Annotated in this window: 20 protein-coding genes and 1 pseudogene; 7 read left to right on the top strand and 14 right to left on the bottom strand. The window is 68.8% G+C overall.

The window, feature by feature from the left end:
- Nucleotides 1–100: 100 nt before the first annotated feature.
- From ACZ4MF_RS08100 to ACZ4MF_RS08090, 3 genes and pseudogenes are all read left to right on the top strand, one after another.
- Nucleotides 101–304 (top strand): annotated as a pseudogene (locus ACZ4MF_RS08100) (YbaK/EbsC family protein); the annotation flags it as partial.
- Nucleotides 305–838: 534 nt separating this feature from the next.
- Nucleotides 839–1,726 (top strand): NAD(P)-dependent oxidoreductase, encoded by an 888-nt coding sequence (locus tag ACZ4MF_RS08095; protein ID WP_467490918.1) that lies wholly within the window; start codon nucleotides 839–841, stop codon nucleotides 1,724–1,726.
- Between the two features lie 84 nt (nucleotides 1,727–1,810).
- Nucleotides 1,811–2,086: a DUF1876 domain-containing protein gene (locus tag ACZ4MF_RS08090; protein ID WP_467490916.1), complete on the top strand. Its 276-nt coding sequence runs from the start codon at nucleotides 1,811–1,813 to the stop codon at nucleotides 2,084–2,086.
- A gap of 23 nt (nucleotides 2,087–2,109) precedes the next feature.
- Here the strand turns inward: ACZ4MF_RS08090 and ACZ4MF_RS08085 are convergent, their stop codons facing one another.
- From ACZ4MF_RS08085 to ACZ4MF_RS08075, 3 genes are all read right to left on the bottom strand, one after another.
- Nucleotides 2,110–3,279, bottom strand: coding sequence for a serine hydrolase domain-containing protein (locus tag ACZ4MF_RS08085; protein ID WP_467491560.1), 1,170 nt, complete (start codon nucleotides 3,277–3,279; stop codon nucleotides 2,110–2,112).
- Between the two features lie 89 nt (nucleotides 3,280–3,368).
- On the bottom strand, nucleotides 3,369–3,815 hold the full coding sequence (locus ACZ4MF_RS08080; protein ID WP_467490914.1) for an organic hydroperoxide resistance protein: 447 nt from the start codon (nucleotides 3,813–3,815) through the stop codon (nucleotides 3,369–3,371).
- A 106-nt stretch (nucleotides 3,816–3,921) separates the two neighbouring features.
- Complete coding sequence (locus tag ACZ4MF_RS08075) at nucleotides 3,922–4,416, bottom strand: MarR family winged helix-turn-helix transcriptional regulator (RefSeq protein WP_467490912.1); 495 nt, start codon at nucleotides 4,414–4,416, stop codon at nucleotides 3,922–3,924.
- A gap of 137 nt (nucleotides 4,417–4,553) precedes the next feature.
- Between ACZ4MF_RS08075 and ACZ4MF_RS08070 the strand changes: the two genes are divergently transcribed.
- Nucleotides 4,554–4,898, top strand: a complete 345-nt coding sequence (locus ACZ4MF_RS08070) for an SsgA family sporulation/cell division regulator (RefSeq protein ID WP_467490910.1) — start codon at nucleotides 4,554–4,556, stop codon at nucleotides 4,896–4,898.
- Here the strand turns inward: ACZ4MF_RS08070 and ACZ4MF_RS08065 are convergent, their stop codons facing one another.
- From ACZ4MF_RS08065 to ACZ4MF_RS08015, 11 genes are all read right to left on the bottom strand, one after another.
- Nucleotides 4,899–6,569: a penicillin-binding transpeptidase domain-containing protein gene (locus ACZ4MF_RS08065; protein WP_467490908.1), complete on the bottom strand. Its 1,671-nt coding sequence runs from the start codon at nucleotides 6,567–6,569 to the stop codon at nucleotides 4,899–4,901. It lies immediately after the preceding gene.
- 98 nt (nucleotides 6,570–6,667) lie between these two features.
- Nucleotides 6,668–8,284 carry a penicillin-binding transpeptidase domain-containing protein gene (locus ACZ4MF_RS08060; RefSeq protein ID WP_467490906.1) on the bottom strand — a complete coding sequence of 539 codons (1,617 nt, stop codon included), beginning with the start codon at nucleotides 8,282–8,284 and terminating at the stop codon, nucleotides 6,668–6,670.
- A gap of 283 nt (nucleotides 8,285–8,567) precedes the next feature.
- Complete coding sequence (locus ACZ4MF_RS08055; RefSeq protein ID WP_467490904.1) at nucleotides 8,568–9,833, bottom strand: tyrosine-type recombinase/integrase; 1,266 nt, start codon at nucleotides 9,831–9,833, stop codon at nucleotides 8,568–8,570.
- A gap of 94 nt (nucleotides 9,834–9,927) precedes the next feature.
- On the bottom strand, nucleotides 9,928–10,134 hold the full coding sequence (locus tag ACZ4MF_RS08050; protein ID WP_467490902.1) for a helix-turn-helix domain-containing protein: 207 nt from the start codon (nucleotides 10,132–10,134) through the stop codon (nucleotides 9,928–9,930).
- 251 nt (nucleotides 10,135–10,385) lie between these two features.
- Nucleotides 10,386–12,197, bottom strand: coding sequence for a DnaB-like helicase N-terminal domain-containing protein (locus ACZ4MF_RS08045; protein WP_467490900.1), 1,812 nt, complete (start codon nucleotides 12,195–12,197; stop codon nucleotides 10,386–10,388).
- Nucleotides 12,198–12,283: 86 nt separating this feature from the next.
- The gene (locus ACZ4MF_RS08040; protein WP_467490898.1) at nucleotides 12,284–12,886 is read right to left on the bottom strand and encodes a hypothetical protein; all 603 of its coding nucleotides are present in this window, start codon (nucleotides 12,884–12,886) and stop codon (nucleotides 12,284–12,286) included.
- A 12-nt stretch (nucleotides 12,887–12,898) separates the two neighbouring features.
- Complete coding sequence (locus ACZ4MF_RS08035; protein WP_467490896.1) at nucleotides 12,899–13,093, bottom strand: hypothetical protein; 195 nt, start codon at nucleotides 13,091–13,093, stop codon at nucleotides 12,899–12,901.
- A complete protein-coding gene (locus tag ACZ4MF_RS08030) occupies nucleotides 13,090–13,365 on the bottom strand; it encodes a hypothetical protein (protein ID WP_467490894.1) in 276 nt (91 codons plus the stop codon). The genes ACZ4MF_RS08035 and ACZ4MF_RS08030 overlap by 4 nt, the downstream gene beginning before the upstream one ends.
- A gap of 141 nt (nucleotides 13,366–13,506) precedes the next feature.
- Nucleotides 13,507–15,624: a cell division protein FtsK gene (locus ACZ4MF_RS08025; RefSeq protein WP_467491559.1), complete on the bottom strand. Its 2,118-nt coding sequence runs from the start codon at nucleotides 15,622–15,624 to the stop codon at nucleotides 13,507–13,509.
- A gap of 136 nt (nucleotides 15,625–15,760) precedes the next feature.
- A complete protein-coding gene (locus ACZ4MF_RS08020) occupies nucleotides 15,761–16,834 on the bottom strand; it encodes a DUF2637 domain-containing protein (RefSeq protein ID WP_467490892.1) in 1,074 nt (357 codons plus the stop codon).
- Entirely contained in the window at nucleotides 16,831–17,325 is a 495-nt protein-coding gene (locus tag ACZ4MF_RS08015; protein WP_467490890.1) for a DUF6284 family protein, read from the bottom strand. Before ACZ4MF_RS08015 ends, ACZ4MF_RS08020 begins: the two co-directional genes overlap by 4 nt.
- A 398-nt stretch (nucleotides 17,326–17,723) precedes the next feature.
- Between ACZ4MF_RS08015 and ACZ4MF_RS08010 the strand changes: the two genes are divergently transcribed.
- From ACZ4MF_RS08010 to ACZ4MF_RS08000, 3 genes are all read left to right on the top strand, one after another.
- A complete protein-coding gene (locus ACZ4MF_RS08010) occupies nucleotides 17,724–18,479 on the top strand; it encodes a GntR family transcriptional regulator (RefSeq protein ID WP_467490888.1) in 756 nt (251 codons plus the stop codon).
- A gap of 499 nt (nucleotides 18,480–18,978) precedes the next feature.
- Nucleotides 18,979–19,530 carry a hypothetical protein gene (locus ACZ4MF_RS08005; protein ID WP_467490886.1) on the top strand — a complete coding sequence of 184 codons (552 nt, stop codon included), beginning with the start codon at nucleotides 18,979–18,981 and terminating at the stop codon, nucleotides 19,528–19,530.
- Nucleotides 19,531–19,588: 58 nt separating this feature from the next.
- Nucleotides 19,589–20,221, top strand: coding sequence for a hypothetical protein (locus ACZ4MF_RS08000; protein WP_467490885.1), 633 nt, complete (start codon nucleotides 19,589–19,591; stop codon nucleotides 20,219–20,221).
- Nucleotides 20,222–20,757: the final 536 nt, after the last annotated feature.

Here is a 20,757-nt window from a genome sequence, read left to right as displayed (position 1 = left end):
GCCCGTGGGGACGGGGCTGCACCCTCACCGGCCGCTTTTGTTCCGGTGGCAGCTGAAAACGCCGTGAGCACGGCCGGAACGATGCCGTAGCGTGCCCCGCATGGCGACGACCGCCACTGACACCGGCGAGTCCGGTGCCCACCCCCGGTTCGCCGAAGCGATGCGTGCGCGCGGGCTGGAGGACGTCCTCGCGCGGACCCGGCGCTTCCCGGAGGCCACCCGGACCGCCGCCGAGGCCGCCGCCGCGATCGGGTGTGGGCTGAGCCGGATCTGCAAGTCGCTGGTCTTCGCCGCCGACGGCGTCTGGACCGGGTTGTTCCTTTGATGCCCTGGAACGCACCGGCCGGCATGGTGACGACGTTCCCGCTCACCGGCTTGAGCGGCGAGCCGTCGCCGTTGCCCTTGATGATCACGCCGCCGCCCGCGTTGTTGCCGGTCGGGGATTGTCCCGTGTCGCGGCCGAGGCAGCGGTCGACTGGACGATCCCCGCGGCTGTCAGCAGGCCGCGCGCTGCCGTCGTCGTGGTGGTGCGCCCGGGGCGGGGTCTGTGTGACGAGGACGAGCGCATGAAGTCGTCGCCCTTCCGAGGGGGCCGACCGGCCCCGAATGGGGTCAAGTCACGGTATGCGTCACGGGAGTTCGCAGAGGTCCTACGGACTGTTCGACCAGGTCGCGCCCGGACTCTCGCAGGTGCGTGCCGCCCCGTGCTGCTTCCGGAGCAGCAGGCGTGAACCGCCGTACGCGCGCGTGCGTGTGTCCGTCCGCGCCGCGAAGATGGCCGGGGACCACGTGGCCGGGGGCCATGCGACAGCAGCCGGACGACGACAGGGAGCCGTCAATGACCGACAAGCCGACCGTGAGCGTGCTGGGCACCGGCATCATGGGGGCCGCCATGGCCCGCAATCTGTGCCGGGCGGGGCTGGACGTGCGGGTCTGGAACCGGACGCGCGAGAAAGCCGAACCGCTCGCCGCCGACGGCGCCCGCGTCGCCGCCACGCCCGCCGAGGCCGTGGCGGGCGCCGACGTCGTCCTGACGATGCTCTACGACGGCCGGACGGTCCTGGACACCCTGCGCGCGGCCGCCCCGGCGCTGCGCCCCGGCACGGTGTGGGCGCAGTGCACCACCGCAGGGGCCGACCTGGTCACCGACCTGGCCGGCTTCGCCCGCGAGCACGGGCTGGTCTTCTACGACGCTCCCGTCCTCGGCACCCGCCAGCCCGCCGAGGCCGGTCAGCTGACCGTGCTGGCCGCCGGGCCCCAGGAGGGGCGGGCCACGGTCACGCCAGTCTTCGACGCGGTCGGCGCGAAGACCGTGTGGACCGGGGACGACGGCGCGTCGGGCAGCGCCAGCCGGCTGAAGCTGGTGGCCAACAGCTGGGTCCTCGCCGCCACGGCCGCTACCGGTGAGGTGCTCGCCCTCGCCCGGGCCCTCGGCGTGGATCCGCAGGGCTTCTTCGACCTCATCGAGGGCGGCCCGCTCGACATGGGCTATCTGCGCGCCAAGGCCGCGCTGGTGCTCGACGGCAAGCTGTCACCGGCGTCGTTCGCCGTGGCCACCGCCGAGAAGGACGCCCGGCTGATCGTGCAGGCCGGTGAGCGCGGCGGCGTACGCCTCGACGTCGCCGCCGCGACCGCCGAGCGGTTCGCCCGTGCCGCCGCCCAGGGCCACGCCGACGAGGACATGGCCGCCGCGTACTTCGCCAGCTTCGACGAGAAGGGCGCGTAGCCGAGAAGGGCGCGCAGGCGCCGACATGACGGCCGGGGGTGCCAGGGCGCACCCTGGAAGCAGCGGTCTTCGGAGGTGGTCGTCATGTTGCAAACCGCTGTCGGATGGCATGTCGAGATGGAGTTCGTGGAGGACGATCTGCACACGCGCGCGGTGGCCATGGTGCGCTTGCCCGACGGCTCGGAGATGCGCGCGCACGGCCGGGCCAGCAGGCACACCGTCGACGCCAACCAGCCCAGGGTCGGCGAGGAGATCGCGGGCGCGCGGGCCCTCAACGAACTGGCCATGCAACTGCTCACCAAGGCCCACGAGGAGATCGACACGGCGTCCGGACGGACCTCGCACCCGATCAACGTGTGACACCGGGCGGGCCCGGCGGCGCGTTACGCGAGCGCCGTGCGCAGCGCCCGTACCAGCGCCTGCGCCCTCGGGTCCGCCGTCACGCTCTTGCGGAAGCCGTTGGTGACGTAGCCGAAGGAGACTGCGGTCTCCGGGTCGGCGAACGCGAGGGCGCCGCCGCGGCCCGGGTGGCCGAAGGAACCGGGGGCGAGGAGCGGGGACGCGCTGCCGTGCAGCATGTGGCCGAGGCCGAACCGGGTGCCCACCACCAGGACCCGGTCCGGTCCGGCCGACCGCTCGGTGCGCGCCAGTTCCGTCGTCTGCGGGGTGAACAGGCGCGTGCCGCCGTCCACGTCGCCGATGAGGGACGCGTAGACGCGGGCCAGCCCGTCGGCGGTGGCGATGCCGTTGGAGGCGGGCAGGGCGGCCGCGCGGTAGGCGGGGTCGTTCTCGTCGGGGAGCGGGGTGATGGCGGCGAACGCCCGCCGGGTCAGCGAGTCCGGATCGGCGTAGGCCTCGGCCACCGCGCGCTTGGGGCGCGTCTTCAGCGTGCCCGTGGTCTCCGGCGCCTGGACCGGTCCGACGCGGCCCACGCGCGCGTGCTCCGATTCCGGCAGCCCGAGCCAGAGATCCGCGCCGACGGGTCCGGTGATCTCGTCCGCGATCCAGTCGCCGACCGGGCGGCCGGTGACCCGCCGGACCAGCTCGCCGGTGAGCCAGCTGTAGGTCTGGGCGTGATAGCCGTGGTCCGTGCCCGGCTCCCACACCGGCGCCTGTGCGGCGACCGCGGCGGCGCCCAGGTCGGGGTCGGCGGCCTCGGCGGGGGTCAGCGGGCGGTCCAGCACGGGTATGCCCGCGCGGTGGGCCAGCAGATGCCGGACGAGGGTGTGCTCCTTGCCGGCGGCCTTGTACTCGGGCCAGTACGTGCCGACCGGGGCGTCCAGGTCCAGTTCGCCGCGCTGGTGCAGGAGCAGCAGCGCGGCGGCGGCGACGCCCTTGGTCGCCGAGCGGACGATCTGCGCCGTGCCGCGCTCCCAGGGAGCCCCCTCGGCCCTGCCGTCGACGTCCTTCACGCCCGCCCACAGGTCGACGACCTTGTGCCCGTCGCGGTACACGGCCACCGCCGCGCCGCGCTCCCCGAGCAGCGCGAAGTTCGCGGCGAACGCCTCCTTGACCGGCTCGAAGCCCTCGGCCACCGTGCCGTGCACGTCCACGCCCACGTCCGTCGTCCCTTCCCGCACTGTCCCGTCGCCTGCGACAGTGCGTGCAACATCGCCCGTGCGCCTGCGATTCCTCGGCGGGATCAGCCCAGCAGAATCGTTACGTCGATGTTGCCGCGCGTCGCGTTGGAGTACGGGCAGACCTCGTGCGCCGCGTCCACCAGCCGGGCCGCCAGGTCGGCGTCCAGGACCGGCAGGGAGACGCTGAGGGCCACGGCGAGGCCGTAGCCGCGCTGCTTGTTCGGGCCGATGCCGACCTTCGCGGCCACCGTGGAGCCGGTCAGGTCGTAGCCCGCGCGGTTGCCGACCAGGATCAGCGCGTTGTGGAAGCAGGAGCTGTAACCGGCCGCGAACAGCTGCTCCGGGTTGGTGCCGTCGCCGTCGCCGCCCAGCTGCGGGGGCATCGCGACCTTCAGCGCGAGCCGGCCGTCCTGGCTGGTGACATGGCCGTCCCGGCCGCCGTGGGCGGTGGCTTCGGCGACGTACACGATCTTCGTCGGACGGGTGTCGACGGCGGAGTCCTCGGTCATGGCAGGCCTTCCCCGGAATGAGTGACGCACAGATACATCGTGCACAAGGTACTGGTCGGTAGGTCGGTGTGCGCCGTCAGGGTGGGCGACCGCGGGTAAGGCGGGATCAGCGCGCTCGGTGCCGGTCGGCCGCCGCGGCGGCGCGCTCGGCGAGGTCCCGCAACTCCGCGCGCAACCGCGCCACGTCCTCGGCGCCGAGCCCCGTCGTGGTGAGGAGTGCGCCGGGGACCCGCGCCGCGCGCTCCCTGAGCTCCTCCGCGCGCCCGGTGCACGCGACGAGCACCGAGCGCTCGTCGTCCGCCGCGCGCTCCCTGTGCACCAGACCCGCCGCCTCCAGCCGCTTCAGCAGCGGCGAGAGGGTCCCGTAGTCCAGGCGCAGGGCGCGCGCCAGTTCCTTCACGCTGGTCTCGCCGTGCTCCCAGAGCACCAGCAGCACCAGGTACTGGGGGTAGGTGAGCCCGAGGTCGTCCAGAAGTGGACGGTATGCGGCGGTCACGGCGCGCTGTGCGGCGTACAGCGCGAAGCAGAGCTGGTCGTCCAGCAGCAGCGACCCGGCGGCCCCTTTGTCGTCTCGGTCGTCTTGAGGCGTCACGCGCCCCATTCTCGCGGACGCGTGTCGCGCCGGTCGGCATGAACAGCTGGTCGTCTCCGGGGGCGCAAATCGGAAAATATGGCACATTGGAGACAAAGCGGATGCGGGACTTCCGTGAAGGTGACTCAGCGTGAAAGGGTAGTCCGATGTCTGTGGTCGAACAGTACGCGCGCGTCCACATCGTCACGGAAGAGGACGAGGAGGATCCGGAGGCCGTACCGGTGCTGCTGCGGTACGACCCCGACAGCGATCCACGCTCGGTGCGGATCGACCTGCCCGGTACCCATGAGTGGACCTTCTCGCGCTCCCTGCTGGAGCAGGGGCTGCGGACGCCGGCCGAGAGCGGCGACGTACGCGTGTGGCCGTGCGGCCGCGTGCAGGCCGTCGTGGAGTTCCATTCCGACAACGGTGTCGAGGTCGTCCAGTTCGAGTCGAAGGCGCTGCTCAGGTTCCTGCGGCGCACCTACACCGCGGAACCCGTAGGGACCTGATCAGCCGCCCGTCTTCAGCAGCGTCGCCACGATCGGCCCGGCCGTGTCGCCGCCGTGGCCGCCCGCCTGGACCACCCCCGCCGCGGCGAGGTCGCCCTTGTAGGCCGTGAACCAGCCGTTCGGCTTCTTCTGGCCGTCGACCTCGGCGGAGCCCGTCTTGGCGCCGTAGTCCCCGCTCATGCCCGCCATCGCCTTGGCGGCCGTGCCGTAGTCCGCCGTGAACTTCATGACGTCCTTCAGCTGGGACTGGGTCTTCGCCGACATCGTGCGCGCGGCCTTCGCCAGCGTGCGGTGGTCCACCGAGGGCGCGACCAGGTACGGCTGGTGGAAGGAGCCCGACTCGACCGTCGCCGCCACCGACGCCATGTTCAGCGGGTTCATCCGCACCGCGCCCTGGCCGATCAGCGAGGCGCCCATCTGCGCGCCGCTCTGCACCGGCACGGAGCCGTCGAACGACGGGACGCCGATGGCCCAGTTGTCCATGCCGAGGCCGTAGACCTGCTGGGCCTCCTTCGTCAGGTCGTCGTTCGACAGCTTCGGCGCGAAGTCGATGAAGGCGTTGTTGCAGGAGGCCCCGAAGCTCTGCCTGAACGTGCCCTTCTTGATCTCGGAGTTGTCGTCGTTGTGGAACGTCCAGCCGGCGACCTTGTACGTCTTGGGGCAGGGGTGGGAGGCGTCCGGGGTGATGAGGTTCTTCTCGAACAGCATCGTCGACGTCACGATCTTCATCGTGGAACCGGGCGCGAGGGAGCCCTGGAAGCCGACGTTGAAGCCGTGTCCGGTGTTGGCGACCGCGAGGATCTCGCCCGTTGACGGCCGCACGACCACCACCGAGGCCTGCTTCTGCTTGCCCACCTGCTGCTCGGCGGCCGCCTGGAGCGTGGGGTTCAGCGTCGTGTGCACCGTGCCCGGTGTGCCCTGGCTCAGCGCGACGAGCGTCTTGTCGGACAGCTCGGCCTTCTGCGACGCCTTGCCGCGCACCACGCGCAGCTCGATGCCCGCCTTGCCGCCCGCGGTCTTGCCGTACTTCGCGCGCAGCCCGTCCAGCACCGGGCCCAGGGAGGGGTACTTGGCGGCCGTCAGCTCGCCGCCGTCGCGGTCCAGCGCCTTGACGGGCGGGGTGCCCGACGCGCCGGTGACGAGGGTGTCGCCGTCCTCCAGGTCCGGCTGGACGACGGAGGAGTGCCAGTCGACCAGCGGCGTGCCGTCGCTCGCCCGGCGCACCACGGTGAGCGAACTGCCGTACGTCAGCGGCTTGCTGAGCTTGTCGTACGACACCGTCGCCTTGACGGAGAAGGGCACCTTCGCGCCCGCGGCCGTGCCCGGGGTGAGGGTGACGCCCGTCAGATGGGCGTCCTTGGCGACGGCGGTGAGCAGCGCGGTGGCGGCCGAGGCGTCGTTCGTGGCGCCGGCCGCGTCGGCGACCTTGCCCTGCTGCCAGGCCGACAGGAAGCGAGTGGCGGCCGCGTGGACCTCGGCGGCGCTGAGCGGACCGGTCTTGACGGCCTTGTGGTCCGCCGAGGCGGACGTGCGCTCGTCGGCCGCCGCGCCGCCGTCCGCCACCGCGTAGACGGCGAATGCGGCGCCGGCGGCGACCACGGCGATCACCCCGCCGAGCACCGCCGGCCTCGTCGTCCTCCGTCGCTCGGCGACGCGCCTTCTGTTGCCCACAGCCTCAGTTCCTCCGTGCGTTCCCCAGGGTCCCCGCCACCCCTTCACTCTCCCCAACGACGGCAATCACCTTAAAGTCCCCACCTTTGAGGGTGACGTCAGTCGGCATTTCGTAGCACGGTTGCGACAATCGGGCCGGCCGCGTCAATGCCGTGCCCGCCGTCCTGGGTCATCGCGGCGGCGGCGACGTCGCCCCGGTAACCGGTGAACCAGCTGTTGGACTTCGCCTGTCCGTCGACCTCCGCCGAGCCGGTCTTGGCGCCGATGTCACCGCCGAGCCCGGCCATGACGCCGGCCGCCGTGCCGCTGTGCGCGGTGCGGCTCATCATGGCGCGCAGCTGCTGGACCGTGCTGGGCGACAGCCCACGCGCGCGTGCCGGTTCACGGCCGTCCAGGGAGAGCGGCACGACGACCGGCTGGCGGAACGTTCCGGTCGCCGCGGTGGCCGTCACGGAGGCCATGTTCAGGGGGTTCATCTGGACCTGGCCCTGGCCGATCAGGCCGGCCGCCGTGTCCGGGCCGCCGGAGGCGGGGACCCGGCCGTCGAAGGACGGCACGCCCACCTTCCAGTCGCCGCCGAGCCCGAAGCGCTGCTCGGCCTCCTGGGTGAGCGAGTCCACCTTCACCGAGTCGGCGAACTTCACGAACGCCGTGTTGCAGGACCGGGCGAAGCTCTCCGCGAGGGTGGCGTGCTCGTCCGGCGCGAGGCCCGCGAGGTTGTGGAAGGTCTGGCTCTGCCAGACGGCCGACGGCGGGCAGGGCGCCGGGCCGTTCGCGGTGGTCAGGCCGGAGTCGATGAGGGTCGCGGCGCTGATGATCTTCATCGTGGAGCCGGGCGCGAGGGTGCCGAGGAAGGCCGCGTTGAAGCCGTCCGCGCGGTGGTTGGCGACGGCCAGCACCTCGCCCGTGCTCGGCTTGACCGCCACGACCGACGACTCGGCGTACTTCTGCACGGCGGTCTCGGCCGCCGCCTGGGCACTCGCGCTGAGCGTCGTGCGCACCCGGCCCGGTCTGCCCTCGGCGAGCGTGAGCAGCGGGGTGTCGGCGTCGTCGCCCGCGTGACGGATCGCCAGCTCCACGCCGGCCGTGCCGCCCGCCTTGTCGCCGTACCGCTCGCGCAACTGGTCCAGAAGGGGACCGAGGGACGGGTACTTCTCCTTCGTCAGCACCGCGCCGTCGCGGTCCACCGCCTCGATCGGCGGGGCCGCCGACTCACCGGTCGTGAGCGTGTCCCCCTGACGCAGCCGCGGATGGACGACCGACGGCCGCCAGTCGACCAGCGGACGGTGCGTGGTCTCGCCGCGCACGACGGTCAGCGTGCTCCGGTAGGACAGCGGCCGGCTCTTCCCGCCGTAGGACACCGTCGCCTCGACCGTGAACGGCACGCGCGTGCCGGTCGCCGCGCCCGGTGTGACACGCACCTTGCCGATGTGCGCGGCGCCGGCGTAGGCCGTCAGCAACTCCCGGGCGGCCTGCGGATAGTTCGTGTACGCCGCCGCCGTCGCCGCGTCGCCCTTCTCCCAGGCGGCGAAGAAGCCCTTGGCGGCCTCCTCGACCTCGGAGCCGCCGGGCGGGCCGGTCCGCACGCCCGCGTGGCTGTTCGTACCCGCGTCGCCGTTCAGCGCGGAGACCATGGTGTAGGCGCCGTAACCGGCTCCGCCCAGCATCACCGCGCACACGGTGCCGATGACGGCACCCTTCACCCCGTTGCGCATCGCGCGCATCCCTTCCCCGTTTCCCCGTGCATGGCCGAGCCCTGTTGAACGCGTTCAACAGGGCAGCGGGGGAACTGTAAGCGCTTGTGGGGAAGTTGTGACCGATGTTGCCGAAACCGTGACGCGGGCCGTGGGCTAGACCCACGTATCCAGCCACATCCGCGCCCGCCACTGGTCGATGGGGATCGCGGTGCCGGTGTAGAGCGGCCAGAAGTAGATGAAGTCTGACACATCCGGCCTTGTGGCTCCCTGACCAGGGTGTTTGTCTCTGGCTGGGGCCGGATTAGGCGGCCTGGGCCGTCTCTGGGCCGTGATCTTGAGGGCTCGACGCCAGATAGAGGCTGTCGACGGCCTTCCGGGTGCGCCCCTCACTGCTCGGCATGAGGTGCGTGTACGTCCGTAGGGTGAACCCCGGATCGGCGTGACCGAGGTACTGGCTCAGGGCCCGGATGTTCTCGCCGGCGTCCAGCAGTACCGACGCGTAGAAGTGTCTGAGCGCGTGCATGCCGTGTTCGGGGGCCGACGCGTACCGCTCGCCTGCCTTCCGTGCCGGGATGACACCTGCGGCGGCCAGGGCTGGCTTCCAGTGGTGGTCATTGAAGTTGCTCACGCGGACGTGGTTGCCCTCCGATCCGCTGAAGAGGAGTCGCTTCGTCACGGGCGGCCCGTCGGGCGTGCGCCAGGGAAGTGTCACGTCGATCGGCTCGAACTTCTTCGAGTGATCGCGGAGCGCGGTGGCCACAGCCTTGGGAAGTGGCACGTCGCGTACTTTGCCCCCCTTTGGTAGAGCGAAGACGTACTTGCCCCGGATGCGCTTGAGCTGATGACCCACGGCCAGCCAACCACCCTCGTAGTCGAGTTCGTCAACGGCCAGGCCGAAGATCTCACCCTGTCGAAGTCCGCAGCCCGCCCCAGCGTCCACGGCGGCCTGATAGCGCCGGGGAAGGGCAGTGCGTACGCCGAAGACCTGTGCTGCCGTCCACGGGACGACGCGCGGCTTGCCCGGCTTCGGGAGCTGCACCGTGCGGGCGCGGCAGGGGTTCTTGCTGAGCAGCCCGTCATCGACCGCCGCGCTCAGCGCTGCGGAGACGGTGCCCACGATGATGCGGCGGTGCGACTCCGCCGGCACGGTGCCTTCCAGAGCAGAGATCCAGGCGCGGATGTGCTCCGGCTGGAACGAGCCGAGCGGGCGCGAGCCGATGTGGGGGTAAGCGTGCAGCCGGAGTCGGCGCTCCGCAGCCTCACGGCTGTTGATCTCACCGGTGTGCGTCTTGATCCAACGCTCTGCGTACTGGCGAAACGTCGTCCGCGCGGCACGGGGATCGATGTACTGGCCGCGCGACATGTCCGCTTCGATCTGTACGAGCCATTGCTTGGCGAGCCGCAACTCCTTGTCGCGGAATGACCTGCTCTTCTCGGTGCCGTCCGGGCCGACGTACCGGGCGCGGTACCGGAGACCCGTTCCGTAGCGGTCCGTCTTGACTTTGACGGGCCTGCCGTCGGCATTGGTCTCGGTCTTGTACCAGCGGTCTTGGATGTGGCCTGCCATGAACAGGACTTCCCTTCGGGTTGGTCGGATGTCAGGGGCAGTGGAAGTCCGGGGACGGCCGAAACGGCCGTCCCCGGTTGGGTGTGCAGGGGCGTTAAGCGGTGTCGTGCGCCATGCGGTCAGCGATCCATCGGCTTACGGCGGCGGGGTCGTAGCGAAGGTGCCGGCCGACTCTGAAGCCGGGCGGGCCCGTGCGCTTCCGGCGCCACTGGTAGACGGTCTCCAGCGGCACGCCGAGCAGCGAGGCCAGGTCTTCCGGGGTGAGGTAGCGGTCGGGCAGAGCGGGTGTCGGGGTGGGCATGGGGGCGTGACTCCTCGGGGCCGGAGTACGGGTCGGGGGGTCGTGCGGAGGCTCAGGGGCAGACGCAAAGGGCGTTAAGGGCGAAAAGCCGCCTGAGCTGGGGTTTTGCTTGGACGCTAAGAGCGTGGAAAGAGGGGCGCTAAGGGTGCGTGATCAGATCGCTCGGGGCTTACCGCCCCGTTCGCGGCGCACTTCTTGCCCTGCCGTCTCCGCAGGCCAGTGCACTTTCCGCCCTTTGCGCCCTTGCCGCCTCAGCCTGCGTAGGCGAGGACCGTGGTTGGCCGTCCCCGTGTGGCTCGCTGACGGCGGGTGTATCCGGGCTGTTCGAGGAGTGCGGCCATCAGCCGTTCCCGCTCGGCCTTGCGGTCGTTCTTGAACAGGCGGTGGATGTCGTTGCCGGTCAGTCCCTCTGCACCGGCCTTTCGGACTGCGGCGGCGAGCTTGTCGAGTTTGGGATCACCCGAGCCGGAGCCGACGAGGTGAGCTGCTGTCGCGTGCGCGTAGTTGATCAGGTGCCAGGCCGCGCGCATGTGCTCTTCCCGGATCGTGTCGCCGTGGTCGCACAGGGCGTAGATCATCGCGGCGCGCAGGGCGTACGGGGCGGCGCGGGCCGTGAACTCGGCGAGTGCTCCAGTCGCCGTGTCCTCGGTGAGAGCGGGATAGATCTCATCGCGGTACAGCGCTCGCGCCTCGCTGCTGATCTTCACCTCGTCGACCTTCGCGGCGTCGTCGAGCACGGTCCGCCAGGCGTGCGCAAGGTTGTCGATCAGCTGAGAGTCTGCCCCTCGCGACTCGGGAAGGATCAGGTTGCGGTGGCAGAAGATCGGCAGGAACCGGTTGTACGTCCCGCCTGCCATCTCTGAGTCCTGCATCTTGGCCCGGAACTCGTCGGGGGTGATGTGGCCGAGAATCGCGATGTGCGGGTTCGTGGCCTTCACCGAGTTCCGGACCATCGAGCCCAGATCCTCGCCGTCCCACGCCTGCCGCAGAACACCCGGAAGGCTGCTGCCCTCACGCCGTCCACGGCTCATGGTCACGGCGTACTCGGACTCGACCACCCAGAGCCGCTTGTCCAGGCTGGCAGGGGACGCGCTGTCGCCGTCGGCGTCCTTGACGTACTCGATCAGCCCCTCACCGGAGTTGAGGCCCCGTGGCGTGTGGTCCGGGCCGAAGAACTCAGGGAAGGCGGCAGCCAGGGGGCGATTCGCCGTCGACGTCGCGGAACCCTTGCGGCCGGCGGAAGTGGCACCGACGGTAAGCGCCCAAAGCAAGGCCGGATGACGGTCGTTGCCGATCCACAGGTGCGGGCGACGCCCGGTGATCGCCCCGGCCGCCGACATGAGGTTCACGAGCACGGCGACGGGATCCGCCTCAGTGGTCGGGTCCAGCTCTCGCACGGTCTCACCCAACCAGCCGCAGAACACGTCTGGGTGCGGGGTGGGACCGGGCCGGTTCGGGCGCCGAAGCCCAGGCTTCGGGTCGTACAGGGGGTTCGGCACTGTGCCGTTGGGGGCTTCCTCCGCCGGGCTGCTGTCCAGCGCGGAACGCTCCGGGGCGGCAAGCTCCCTGACCTGAGTGACGGCTACAGCCCCGACTTCTTCGGGGTCGGCGCCCGGCGCTGAGGCCCACTCCACAAGACGGGTGCCGTGCTCGACCAGGCGCCGGAGCCTCGCCTTGTTGCGCACGATCTCGGCGTAGTACTCGGCGTTCGCTGCGGTGGGAACTGCGTTGAGGAGACCGTAGATGTACGAGGCTCCGCCGATGCGGGTGAGATCACCGCGCTTGGACAGTTCCGCGGTGAGGATGATGGGGTCTACCGGCTGCTCTGCGTGGTGCAGGTCGCAGATCGTGCGGTGAATGGTCTCGTGCGCGGGGCGGTAGTAGTCGCCGGGATCGAGCACGTTCACCACTTCGCCGATAGCGTCGGCCGAGAGGATCATGCCACCCAGCACGGCCCGTTCGGCTTCGATGTCCTGCGGAGGCAGGCGCTCGGTGGATGCGCCGTCCACCGCGTAGAGGTTGCGAACGCGGGTTGGGGGCGGCGGGTGGTGCTCGGATGCCATGCTGGACTTCTCCTGTTTCTGTGCAACGGAGCGGAGAGCCGGGGGCGGTCGCGGTCTTTGGCGAGAGGCGACCGCCCTGGGCGACTTCATGCGTGGTTGTTGTGGGCGGGGAGTGCGGGCAGCCCTGCGGCTTCCAGGGCTTTGGGGTCGAAGCCGGGCAGCGTGGCGCGGGCGGTGAGCGCTGCGGCGAGTTGTTCGGCGTAGGCGGCGCCGGTGCGGGACACCTCGATCTGAGCGGTGGCGCGGATGGTCTCGACACGTTCGACGTGGGCGCGTTCCTCGCGCCGCTCGCTCACGTGCCGCTGGTACGCCGCCGTCTCGCGGCGGTCCTGGCGCCAGTACCGCGCGGCGAGCCCGTAGGCGCCGGCGGTGGCCACGGACCACAGCAGCAGCGGCAGGGACAGACCGTCGGAGTATCCGGTGACCCCGGCGAAGGCGAGCGCACCGGAGGCGGCGAACGCGGTCCCGGCGATGGTGCTGTCCCCGGCGCGGCCGACGCTCGCGCACGCGCCCGCAGCGGCGGCGCCCAGGGACAGAGCGGTCATGAGTGCGGCGTCGCCTACAGAGTGTTCGGCGCCGTTGGCGTTCCAGATGCGGGCCAGCGCGAGCACGGTCGTGGTGGCGAGCGCGGGCGCGGCTTTGGGCGTGGCGATGGCGAGCCAGTGCCGCGCGACTATGGGTTCGTTCACGAAGTTCTCCCGTCAGTGGCCGAGTTGGGACAGGAAGCGGGCGAAGGAGGCCACCAGGCCGTGGATGGGCGCGTAGGCGCCGGTCCCGGCGGTGAAGAAGCCGAAGAGGAACAGCAGGACGGCAGCGCCCGCGCGGGCCGCCTTGGTCTTCACAGCAACGACGGAGGCGACGCCGAACAGCAGCACGGCGGAGAAGGTGAGCGTCATCGGAAGCCTTCCGGGCGGGGCGTGTCGGTGCCGGCGCGGTAGATGCGAGCCCAGCGGTTGTAGAGCCAGCGGCCGACGCGTATTCGCTTGCCGGTGGCGTGGCAGCGGCGGCAGTCCTTGCCGCGCTTCAGCCGTCCCTTGCGGTCGGTCTTCAGCTTGTGGCCCATGCCCCGGCACTTGCGGCAGTTGCCGAACGGCGAGGCAGCACACAGAGCGACATAACACAGTGTTACGAAGAGAATCGAGGTGATAGCGAGCAGCGCGGGGGGCATGACGGGCCTTTCCAGGCGGTTTCCAGAGGTTTCCGCAGGTGGGCCGCTATCCGCTAGCGGCCTGATCAGAGCTGGTTTGGGGCGCTAGCGGGGCCGCTAACGTTAGCGGGGTGTGCCGCTAGCGCTAGCGGCCCCGACCAGTCAGCCCATGCCCCGGTTTCCGTCACGTTCCGCAATCGCGGCGACCATGTGGGACCGGTCGATACCACGCCGGTTGACGACCTTGCCGTTCACCCGGCGCCCCACCTGGATAGTGGAGACGCCGTGCGGCTTCAGGGCCGCAGCCAGGGACTCGGGATCCCATCCCTCGTAGACCTCCGGGCGCAGCTCGGCGAGCCGGGCGACGACCGTTTCGGACCACACCTTGGGCTCATCGGCGGGAACCACGGCAAGAATGTCGCGCAGCAGGTCATACGCGCTGGACTCGTCCGGCTCCGGCTCTTCTCCGAGCGCGTGACCGGAGAGCGTGCCTGCCAGTTCGCGCGCCTTACGGGCGCGGGCGCCGATGGACTCGGCGGCCGGGGCATCCACGTACACCGAGCCGACGATCCGGGCGTCTGCCCCTTCGCCGACGAAGTAGTGAATGCCCTTGTCGTCCCAGCTGAACATGGTGGCGCGCACGCCCCGCTTGTACGCGGAGGTACCGAGCACCATGTCATTTTCGAGCTGGCCCATGACCTTCAGGCAGAACCTGGCTGACGCGTTCGCGCTGATGCCCGTGGGCAGCGCCTTCGCGTCCGGCCGCTGGGTGGCCAGCAGCAGCACAATCCCGGTCGCGGGACCACGCTTGACTAGGTCAGTGCAGATCTCTTCGAGTTCCTTGCCGTGCTTGTCGTGCTCGAACCAGACCTGACACTCATCCACACCGACCACGATCGGATGCAGACCCAGCGCCTTCATGTCCGCCAGTTGGGACGTCACTTTGGACTCCGGGCAGACGTCTCGCGGCAGGGTGCGGATCACCTTCGCGCGGCGTCGTAGCTCATCGCGCAACGCCCGCATGTCCCGAACCGCGTACTCGATGTCCTCCTCTTCGTCCCCGGCGCGGTGTCGGTGCGAGACGGCGTTGCCGACCGGGTCCAGGTCGCCGGTGCCCTTCAGGTCGTAGGTGTGCAGCTCGGCGCGCGGGTCCAGCGCCGCGATGAGCAGCAACAGGCGCAGCAGGAACGTCTTGCCCATGCGGGGGATCGCGCCGATCACGGCCGCGATGTACATGAGCGTGATCTCCACCCAGCGCCCGCGCTGGTCGGTGCCGAACGCGACTGGCTTGAACAGGTCCACACTGCCGGACTTCAGCAGTGGCCAAGTGGGCTTCTTGGCCTGCGACATGTCCTGGTCGCCGACCCACAGCACCAGGTGCCCCGTGTGCTCGTTGGGCACGGCCTCTGGCCACACGCAGCCCAGGGGGCGGCGCAAGCCGGATGCGAGGCGTTCGCGCCGCTCGATGATGTCCGTCACGGTCACGCCGAATGGGAGGTTGCCCTCCGCACGCCAACCGGGACCGTCGCGGGTGATCGGGGCGGTGAACTCGAAGCCGTCCCGCCCCTTGGCCTGCGCCTGGTTGATGGACGGGATGCCCAGGGAGCCGAGCGCCCGCAGCACGATGTCACTCGTGAGCTTGGTCGCCTTGGGCAGCTCCACCGCCCGATGGATGACCGGGTCATCCGCGCGGCGGCCGGCGAACCCGAGCGCCATCACGACCGCGCTGACCGACACCGCCTGAAGCCAGCCGGGGGCGAGCACGTACATGGCGAGCGCGGCGCCCAGGCCGACGAACATCGCCAGCACAGTGACGAGTGTGCGCAGGCGTACCCGTCCGTCACGCTGACGTGACAGCTTCAGGTACTCGGCCGCATCCTCGCGCCGGACAGCGGCGAGCCGTACCGGCTCACCCTCCCTGTCGGCAACCCATCGCATGGTGCCGCCAACGAACCGCGCCGTACCCGAGGGTGCTTGAAGGGCCAGGCGGCCGGCGTAGACCGGGGCACGCAAGGCGTGATACCCCGCTGCGTGCGCGTAGTGGCGCGCCACCCAGCCAGCCGCCGTCTTCAACTCCGTCGTGGACTTCAGCCACTCGGGAACGACTGGACGGCGCTTCGCAGCGAGCAGCCGACCCAGATAGCCCGGACCGGCCGGGGCAGTCGGCTGGTCGACCACCACGCGAACGGCGTCGGGTCGGGTGCTCGGATCGGCCGATCCGTCTCGGGCCGACCGGGCCTTGCCCAGGTCGACCACATCGGCGCCTGAGCCAGCGGTCATGTCCGCTTCGAGACGTCTGAAGAGTTCGTGTTCCTCTTCGTGGTTCACTGAGGTTCCTTCCTGGAACGGGGAGGGATGACGGGGCCCGGCCCCTGCTTTGGTCGGTTGAGGACCGGGCTCCGCGTGATTGCTGTGGCTACTGGCCGCTACCGGCGCCGACGGCTGCCATCGGCCGGCCGCTCTCGCTCTGCTCGGCGGCCTGGGCGGCTCGGTGTGCTGCGACAGCCTTGATCTGCTTACGGCCCCAGCCTTCGGAGAAGCCGAATTCCTTGCCCAGGGCCTTCGGGCCGATGGGGCGTCCGGCGTCGAGGGATTCGGCGTACGCCTGTTGCGCACGCTGCCGCTTACGCTCGATCTCGGCTTCGTCGTACGCCCGTCGAGTCATCGCACGGGCGCTTGCTGTGTCAGGCGTACGGTGCGTTTCCGTCTGCCGTTTCATGGGCGGCGTACGGCCCGTGACCTGCGCGTACGACGATTCCGGACGCTGCGCATCAGGCGCCTGTTGTGGAGCGCACGAGGGCGTTCGTGTGGCCTGCGCACGCTCGCGTACGGGTGTGAGTTCGCCGAGCTTGAGCAGCACACGCGTACGCCGGGGAGCCTTCCACCGCCACCCCCTGCCGTACTCTTCGCGCAACTCGGCGCGCGTAAGCAGACGTTGCCGTTCGCAGTCGAGTGCAGCGGCGTACGAGGTGATCTCCCACAGCGTCATACGGCGCCACAGGGCGAACGTGGAGGGGAAGGCGAGAAGCCACCGGGAACGCCGGATCCTCTCCAACCGGCGCCCGGTCACCGCGCCGATTCGGACCGCGTAGACATGAGCGGCCACCTCGGAGAGCACCACCCACAGGAGCGGCATGGTGCCGTGTGCGATCTTGGCAGACAGAGAGTGTCCAGCCGCGACGTTGAGCCAGCAGGTGACCCCGGTCAGTCCCCAGGGAACCCAGCGCACCCAGGCCAACGGCATGTCCGTCCGGATCAACAGCAGGTTGACCAGCGTGAAGACCGGAATGGCGGTGTCGATACCGATCGGCAGCATTTGGGGAACGGAGAAGCCCCACCGGGCCCCGGCCGCGGAGACGGTGCCGAACGAGGATGCCAGCCCGATTCCGCCGACGCCGACACCCAGCCCGGCCGCGCTTCCCAGGAGGACCTTTTCCGGTCCGCTGAGCGGTGGCGCCGGAGACTTCGACTTTCCGAGTGTGACGGTCATGCGGCACCGCCGTCGACGGCGCCAGCGTCGGACGTCTCGGCCGCGTAGAGGTACCTGAACAAGGCCATCTTCAGTTCCAGCAGGTCATGGCCTGTCCTGATGGGCGGATATTCGTGCTGCTCAAGGACCTTGGCGATGTCAATGAGAAGCCCGAAGGAGAACCGTGGGTCCTCTCCATCTGTCGGCAGCGGCAGAGGGTAACGGTGGGCGTTTGCGATCACGGTCACCTCGGCTGCCTCCCGAGTGGACTTCCGCTGCTTGGCGGCCAGGTGCCGGCGCTCCTCCAACAGCCGCCTTTCGGCACGGCGAAGCCGCCGCGCGTCGAGGTGGAAGCGGTCACGGCCCAGGGTTGCGATCTCCGCGTCCAGCAACTCGATTTCTGCGTCGATCACGGGCATTTCAAGCTGGATGGCGGCAAGCTCTGCGGCGGTCGGCTCGCGGTCGGCCTCAGAGGCTGTAACACCATCCTGACCAGCATCGATGTACTGCAAGGGTCTACCTCTCTACGTAGGTGACGGCCCAGTGGGGGCGGCTGCTCTCCGGCCAAGGACTGGCAGCCGCCCCGGCGCGTCTTGTGGACCACGCGTCGCGTGACGAGTGGTCATGACCCCCGGCGCGCCTGGGGCGCGTCGGGGACCAAAATCACTCGCGTTCTTCAGCGCGCTCTGGAGTTGTCAAAGATCAGCGGTTGCCGATGGCCCGTTGACGTGCGACTTCGTCGCCTTTCCCGGTCTCCTTCGGCCCCACAGACGTCGCCTCCATACGGGATGGCTTCCACCCGTACTACGGGCTTGGTTCACAAGAATGCAGCCCGTAGTACGGGTTGTCAAGGTGGTTGTTATGAGGGACGCTGTACGGGCTACGGACCAGAGCGAGCGACGGAGGGAACATGCCGCCCAGCAACACCCCGGCCAAGTACCGGCAGATCGCGGATCACCTGCGGCAAGGAATCCTGGACGGCACCTATCCCGCAGGCCAGCCCCTCCCATCTGAGGAAGTCCTGGCCAAGCAGTTCGGGGTGTCGCGTCCGACGGTGCGGCAGGGGATCGCCGAGCTACGGGCGGCGGGCCTGGTCGAGGTCATGATGGGTCGGGGCATGTTCGTCCGCTCGCCTCATACTCGCCCCAGCCTGACCAGGCCGCGCGGCGTCCGGCGCGAGGCCGACGGCCGTTACACGGAGGCGGACGGCCTGCGGTGGGAGAGCGCAGAGGAACCCACCGCCACGCGCACGGATGCACCGCTCGCACTGGCTGATCTGCTCCGCATCCCTCCGGGCGAGCCGATGTACACCTACGCCGGGTTGGAGACCGCCGAACGTGGGCGTCTACGTCAACTCCATAGCACCTACGTGCCGTTCTCTGTGTTGCTCGACACCAAGTACGAGGGGGAGGCGCCCCCGCCGGCCCCGTACCTCTACACGGCGCTCGCCGAGCTGGGTCATGAACTCCACTTCACGGAGTACCTGCGCACGCGGATGCCGCTGCCGGACCAGGCCCAGGCGCTCCGGCTGCCTGACGGCGTCCCTGTTCTCCACATCATCCGTGTGACTCTCGACCAGAGCGGTAAGCCGCTCGCCTTGGAGGAGTTTCACGTGCCAGGGGATGACCTGGAACTCTCATACCCACTCGCCGCCGGAGCCCGATGACGACACGCGCAGGGCTCTGCACGTTGGCCGCTGTATGAGCGGGCAATGTGAAAGGCCGCGGTCGGAGTGAATCGGTGCGAGCGCCTGGCCGGAGACCTCAGCTTGGGAAGCTTAGGTCTTCTGTAGGCGCTTGCTGGGCTGGCCTGTGGCAAAGCAGCTACGGCGGCTGACTGGCCGACCACCTGGTCCCCGCCATTCCCCGTGATTCCCCGCACGACCTGGCACGGTTCTGGCACGACCTCTTCGTCCGGAACTATCGGCCGAGAGGTCATTGAGGTCTGGTGGGCTGGTCACTCGGCCGTCAAGGGCCGTTGTCGGTCGGCTGCGGTCACGGTGGTGCTGTACTCCGCTGCTGTACAGCTTCCCCGTCACCGTTTTTCGTGTAGTCCTGGTGGTCAGCTGTGACTGAGCGTCCCGGAGACGTTGGACGAGCACAGATGGCTAGACGGAGTTGACGGGAACGGCCCCATGTCGGTTGGTTCGTCGGCATGATGAGGCCGTGGACGCAGGGGTATGGGTCGGGGCGATCTTCGGACTGGGCGGCACCGCGCTCGGCGGTGGGCTCTCCATCTGGGCTTCGATCACCGCACAGAGGCACCAGGCCAAGGCGGCTCGCGAGCTCGTGGTGTCACAGCGGGTGGACGTCGCAGCGGACTCGGCGATCCAGATGTTCTTCCAGATCAAGCAGCATGTGCGGGGCCGGCCAACTGAGAGCGTGGCCGAAGGACGGGAGCGCATCCAGCGATGGGAGAAGTCCCTCCAGAACCAAGTCAGCAGGCTGGAGCCGATTTTGCTCAGGATTCGCGACCGGGAGTTCCGCCTCCGGCTAACCAAGGTCGCCGAGTTCCTGGCGTGGTCTGACGTCACTGAGCCGCAGCTCGGAGGATCGGTCACCCTCCTGAGCCAGCTCTGCGATCACGCCTTGGAATGCTTGGGATGCTTCGTACGGGACGAGCCGTTGCCGCCGGAGGATGGCGGCATGGCCTGGGCACGGCGAGTGGAGCACGCGTATGGCGAGGTCATGGAAGGCATGTACGACGCCATGAGGTAGGCATCACCAACTTGCACGGCTCGTCGTCAGGTGCAGAACCAAATATAAGGAGTCCAGGATGGAAGATCAGCTCGTTCTCGCCACGTGGGGATTGGTTGCTGCCACCTTCCTGCTGTTCGGCGCCGGCGTCGTACCCGCCGTCGGGCAATTTCGCGAATGGCGGGACCGAAAAAGGTCTCTAGCCTCGGCCCTTCTACCTGAACTCCATGGCGCACGCACACACGCTACTGACATTCGCAACACTCTCATAAATTTGAAGGCGAACACCCCGCTGGAGGAACTTGCGCATCTTTATTATGGCGTTGAGCGACTATGCGAAAGGGTGGAGGAAATTCAGGGGCACGTGGGGTTGTCTATTGATCAGCGACTTGAGTTGTATGTTCTAAGTTCACACCTCAACCTCCTTGGTCTGCAGCTTTCTTTGATTGCGAATGAAGATGAGGAAATTCGACAGATGGCCTTGGAGGACTCAAGTATCGAAGAACGGTTGCGTATTTGTGCGATAGCAGCGCAGGCGGTCATTTTGTGTCTTGATAGAGTGGATCACCTCTTCGTTGAGGTGAAGAAGAAATATGGGGGTCGGACGTTTACTGAAGAAATGCTGACCCGTGTTCAGGCGGACTCTGACAGCGCAGAAAAGAGACTGGTTGACGTGCGTCGCAAAATGCGCGCGGGCGCAGAGGGGATGTGATCCTGCGCTAGCCCGCGGGGGTCTGCATTTGCCGATAGGGAGGCCAATTTAGAGTCTGCCGTCGTGACCGGGGAAGCCTCGGCCCCGCTATGATGCGGACCCCTGGGGCAGGCGCCAATGCTCGCTGTGGAGGCTAATTAGCAGCCACGTCGTGGTTGTGCTGGTAGTTCTCGGCACATGATGGACTGAAATCGCTGATAGGAGGCTGTGAACTGCTCTGCATCGAAACGAAGCGATATTGAATCCGAATCAGGGGCCCACAGTGAATTGGGTAGGCTGGCTGAAATCTCCCGAGTCCCAGTAACGGCGGTATCAGTTCCGTATACCCATACCTGATTGATGGCGTCTTGATATTTTGTGCGTGCGGTATTCCATTTGCTCCAATTTGGGGAACATTTTCCGCTCTTGCAGTCTGTGATTATGGTGTTAGTTTCTATCGCGTATGCGTTTGCGCTACTGAGATAGCTCTGGTAGATATCGGCCTTCTTTTCTCGATCTTCCTTCTTTTGGTCGTCACGATTCTGGGCCGCTTGAGC

The sequence above is a fragment of the Streptomyces sp. NPDC025793 genome (assembly GCF_055558375.1).
Note: the sequence above shows the minus strand (reverse complement) of the source record. Positions and strands in the feature narration are given on the sequence as shown.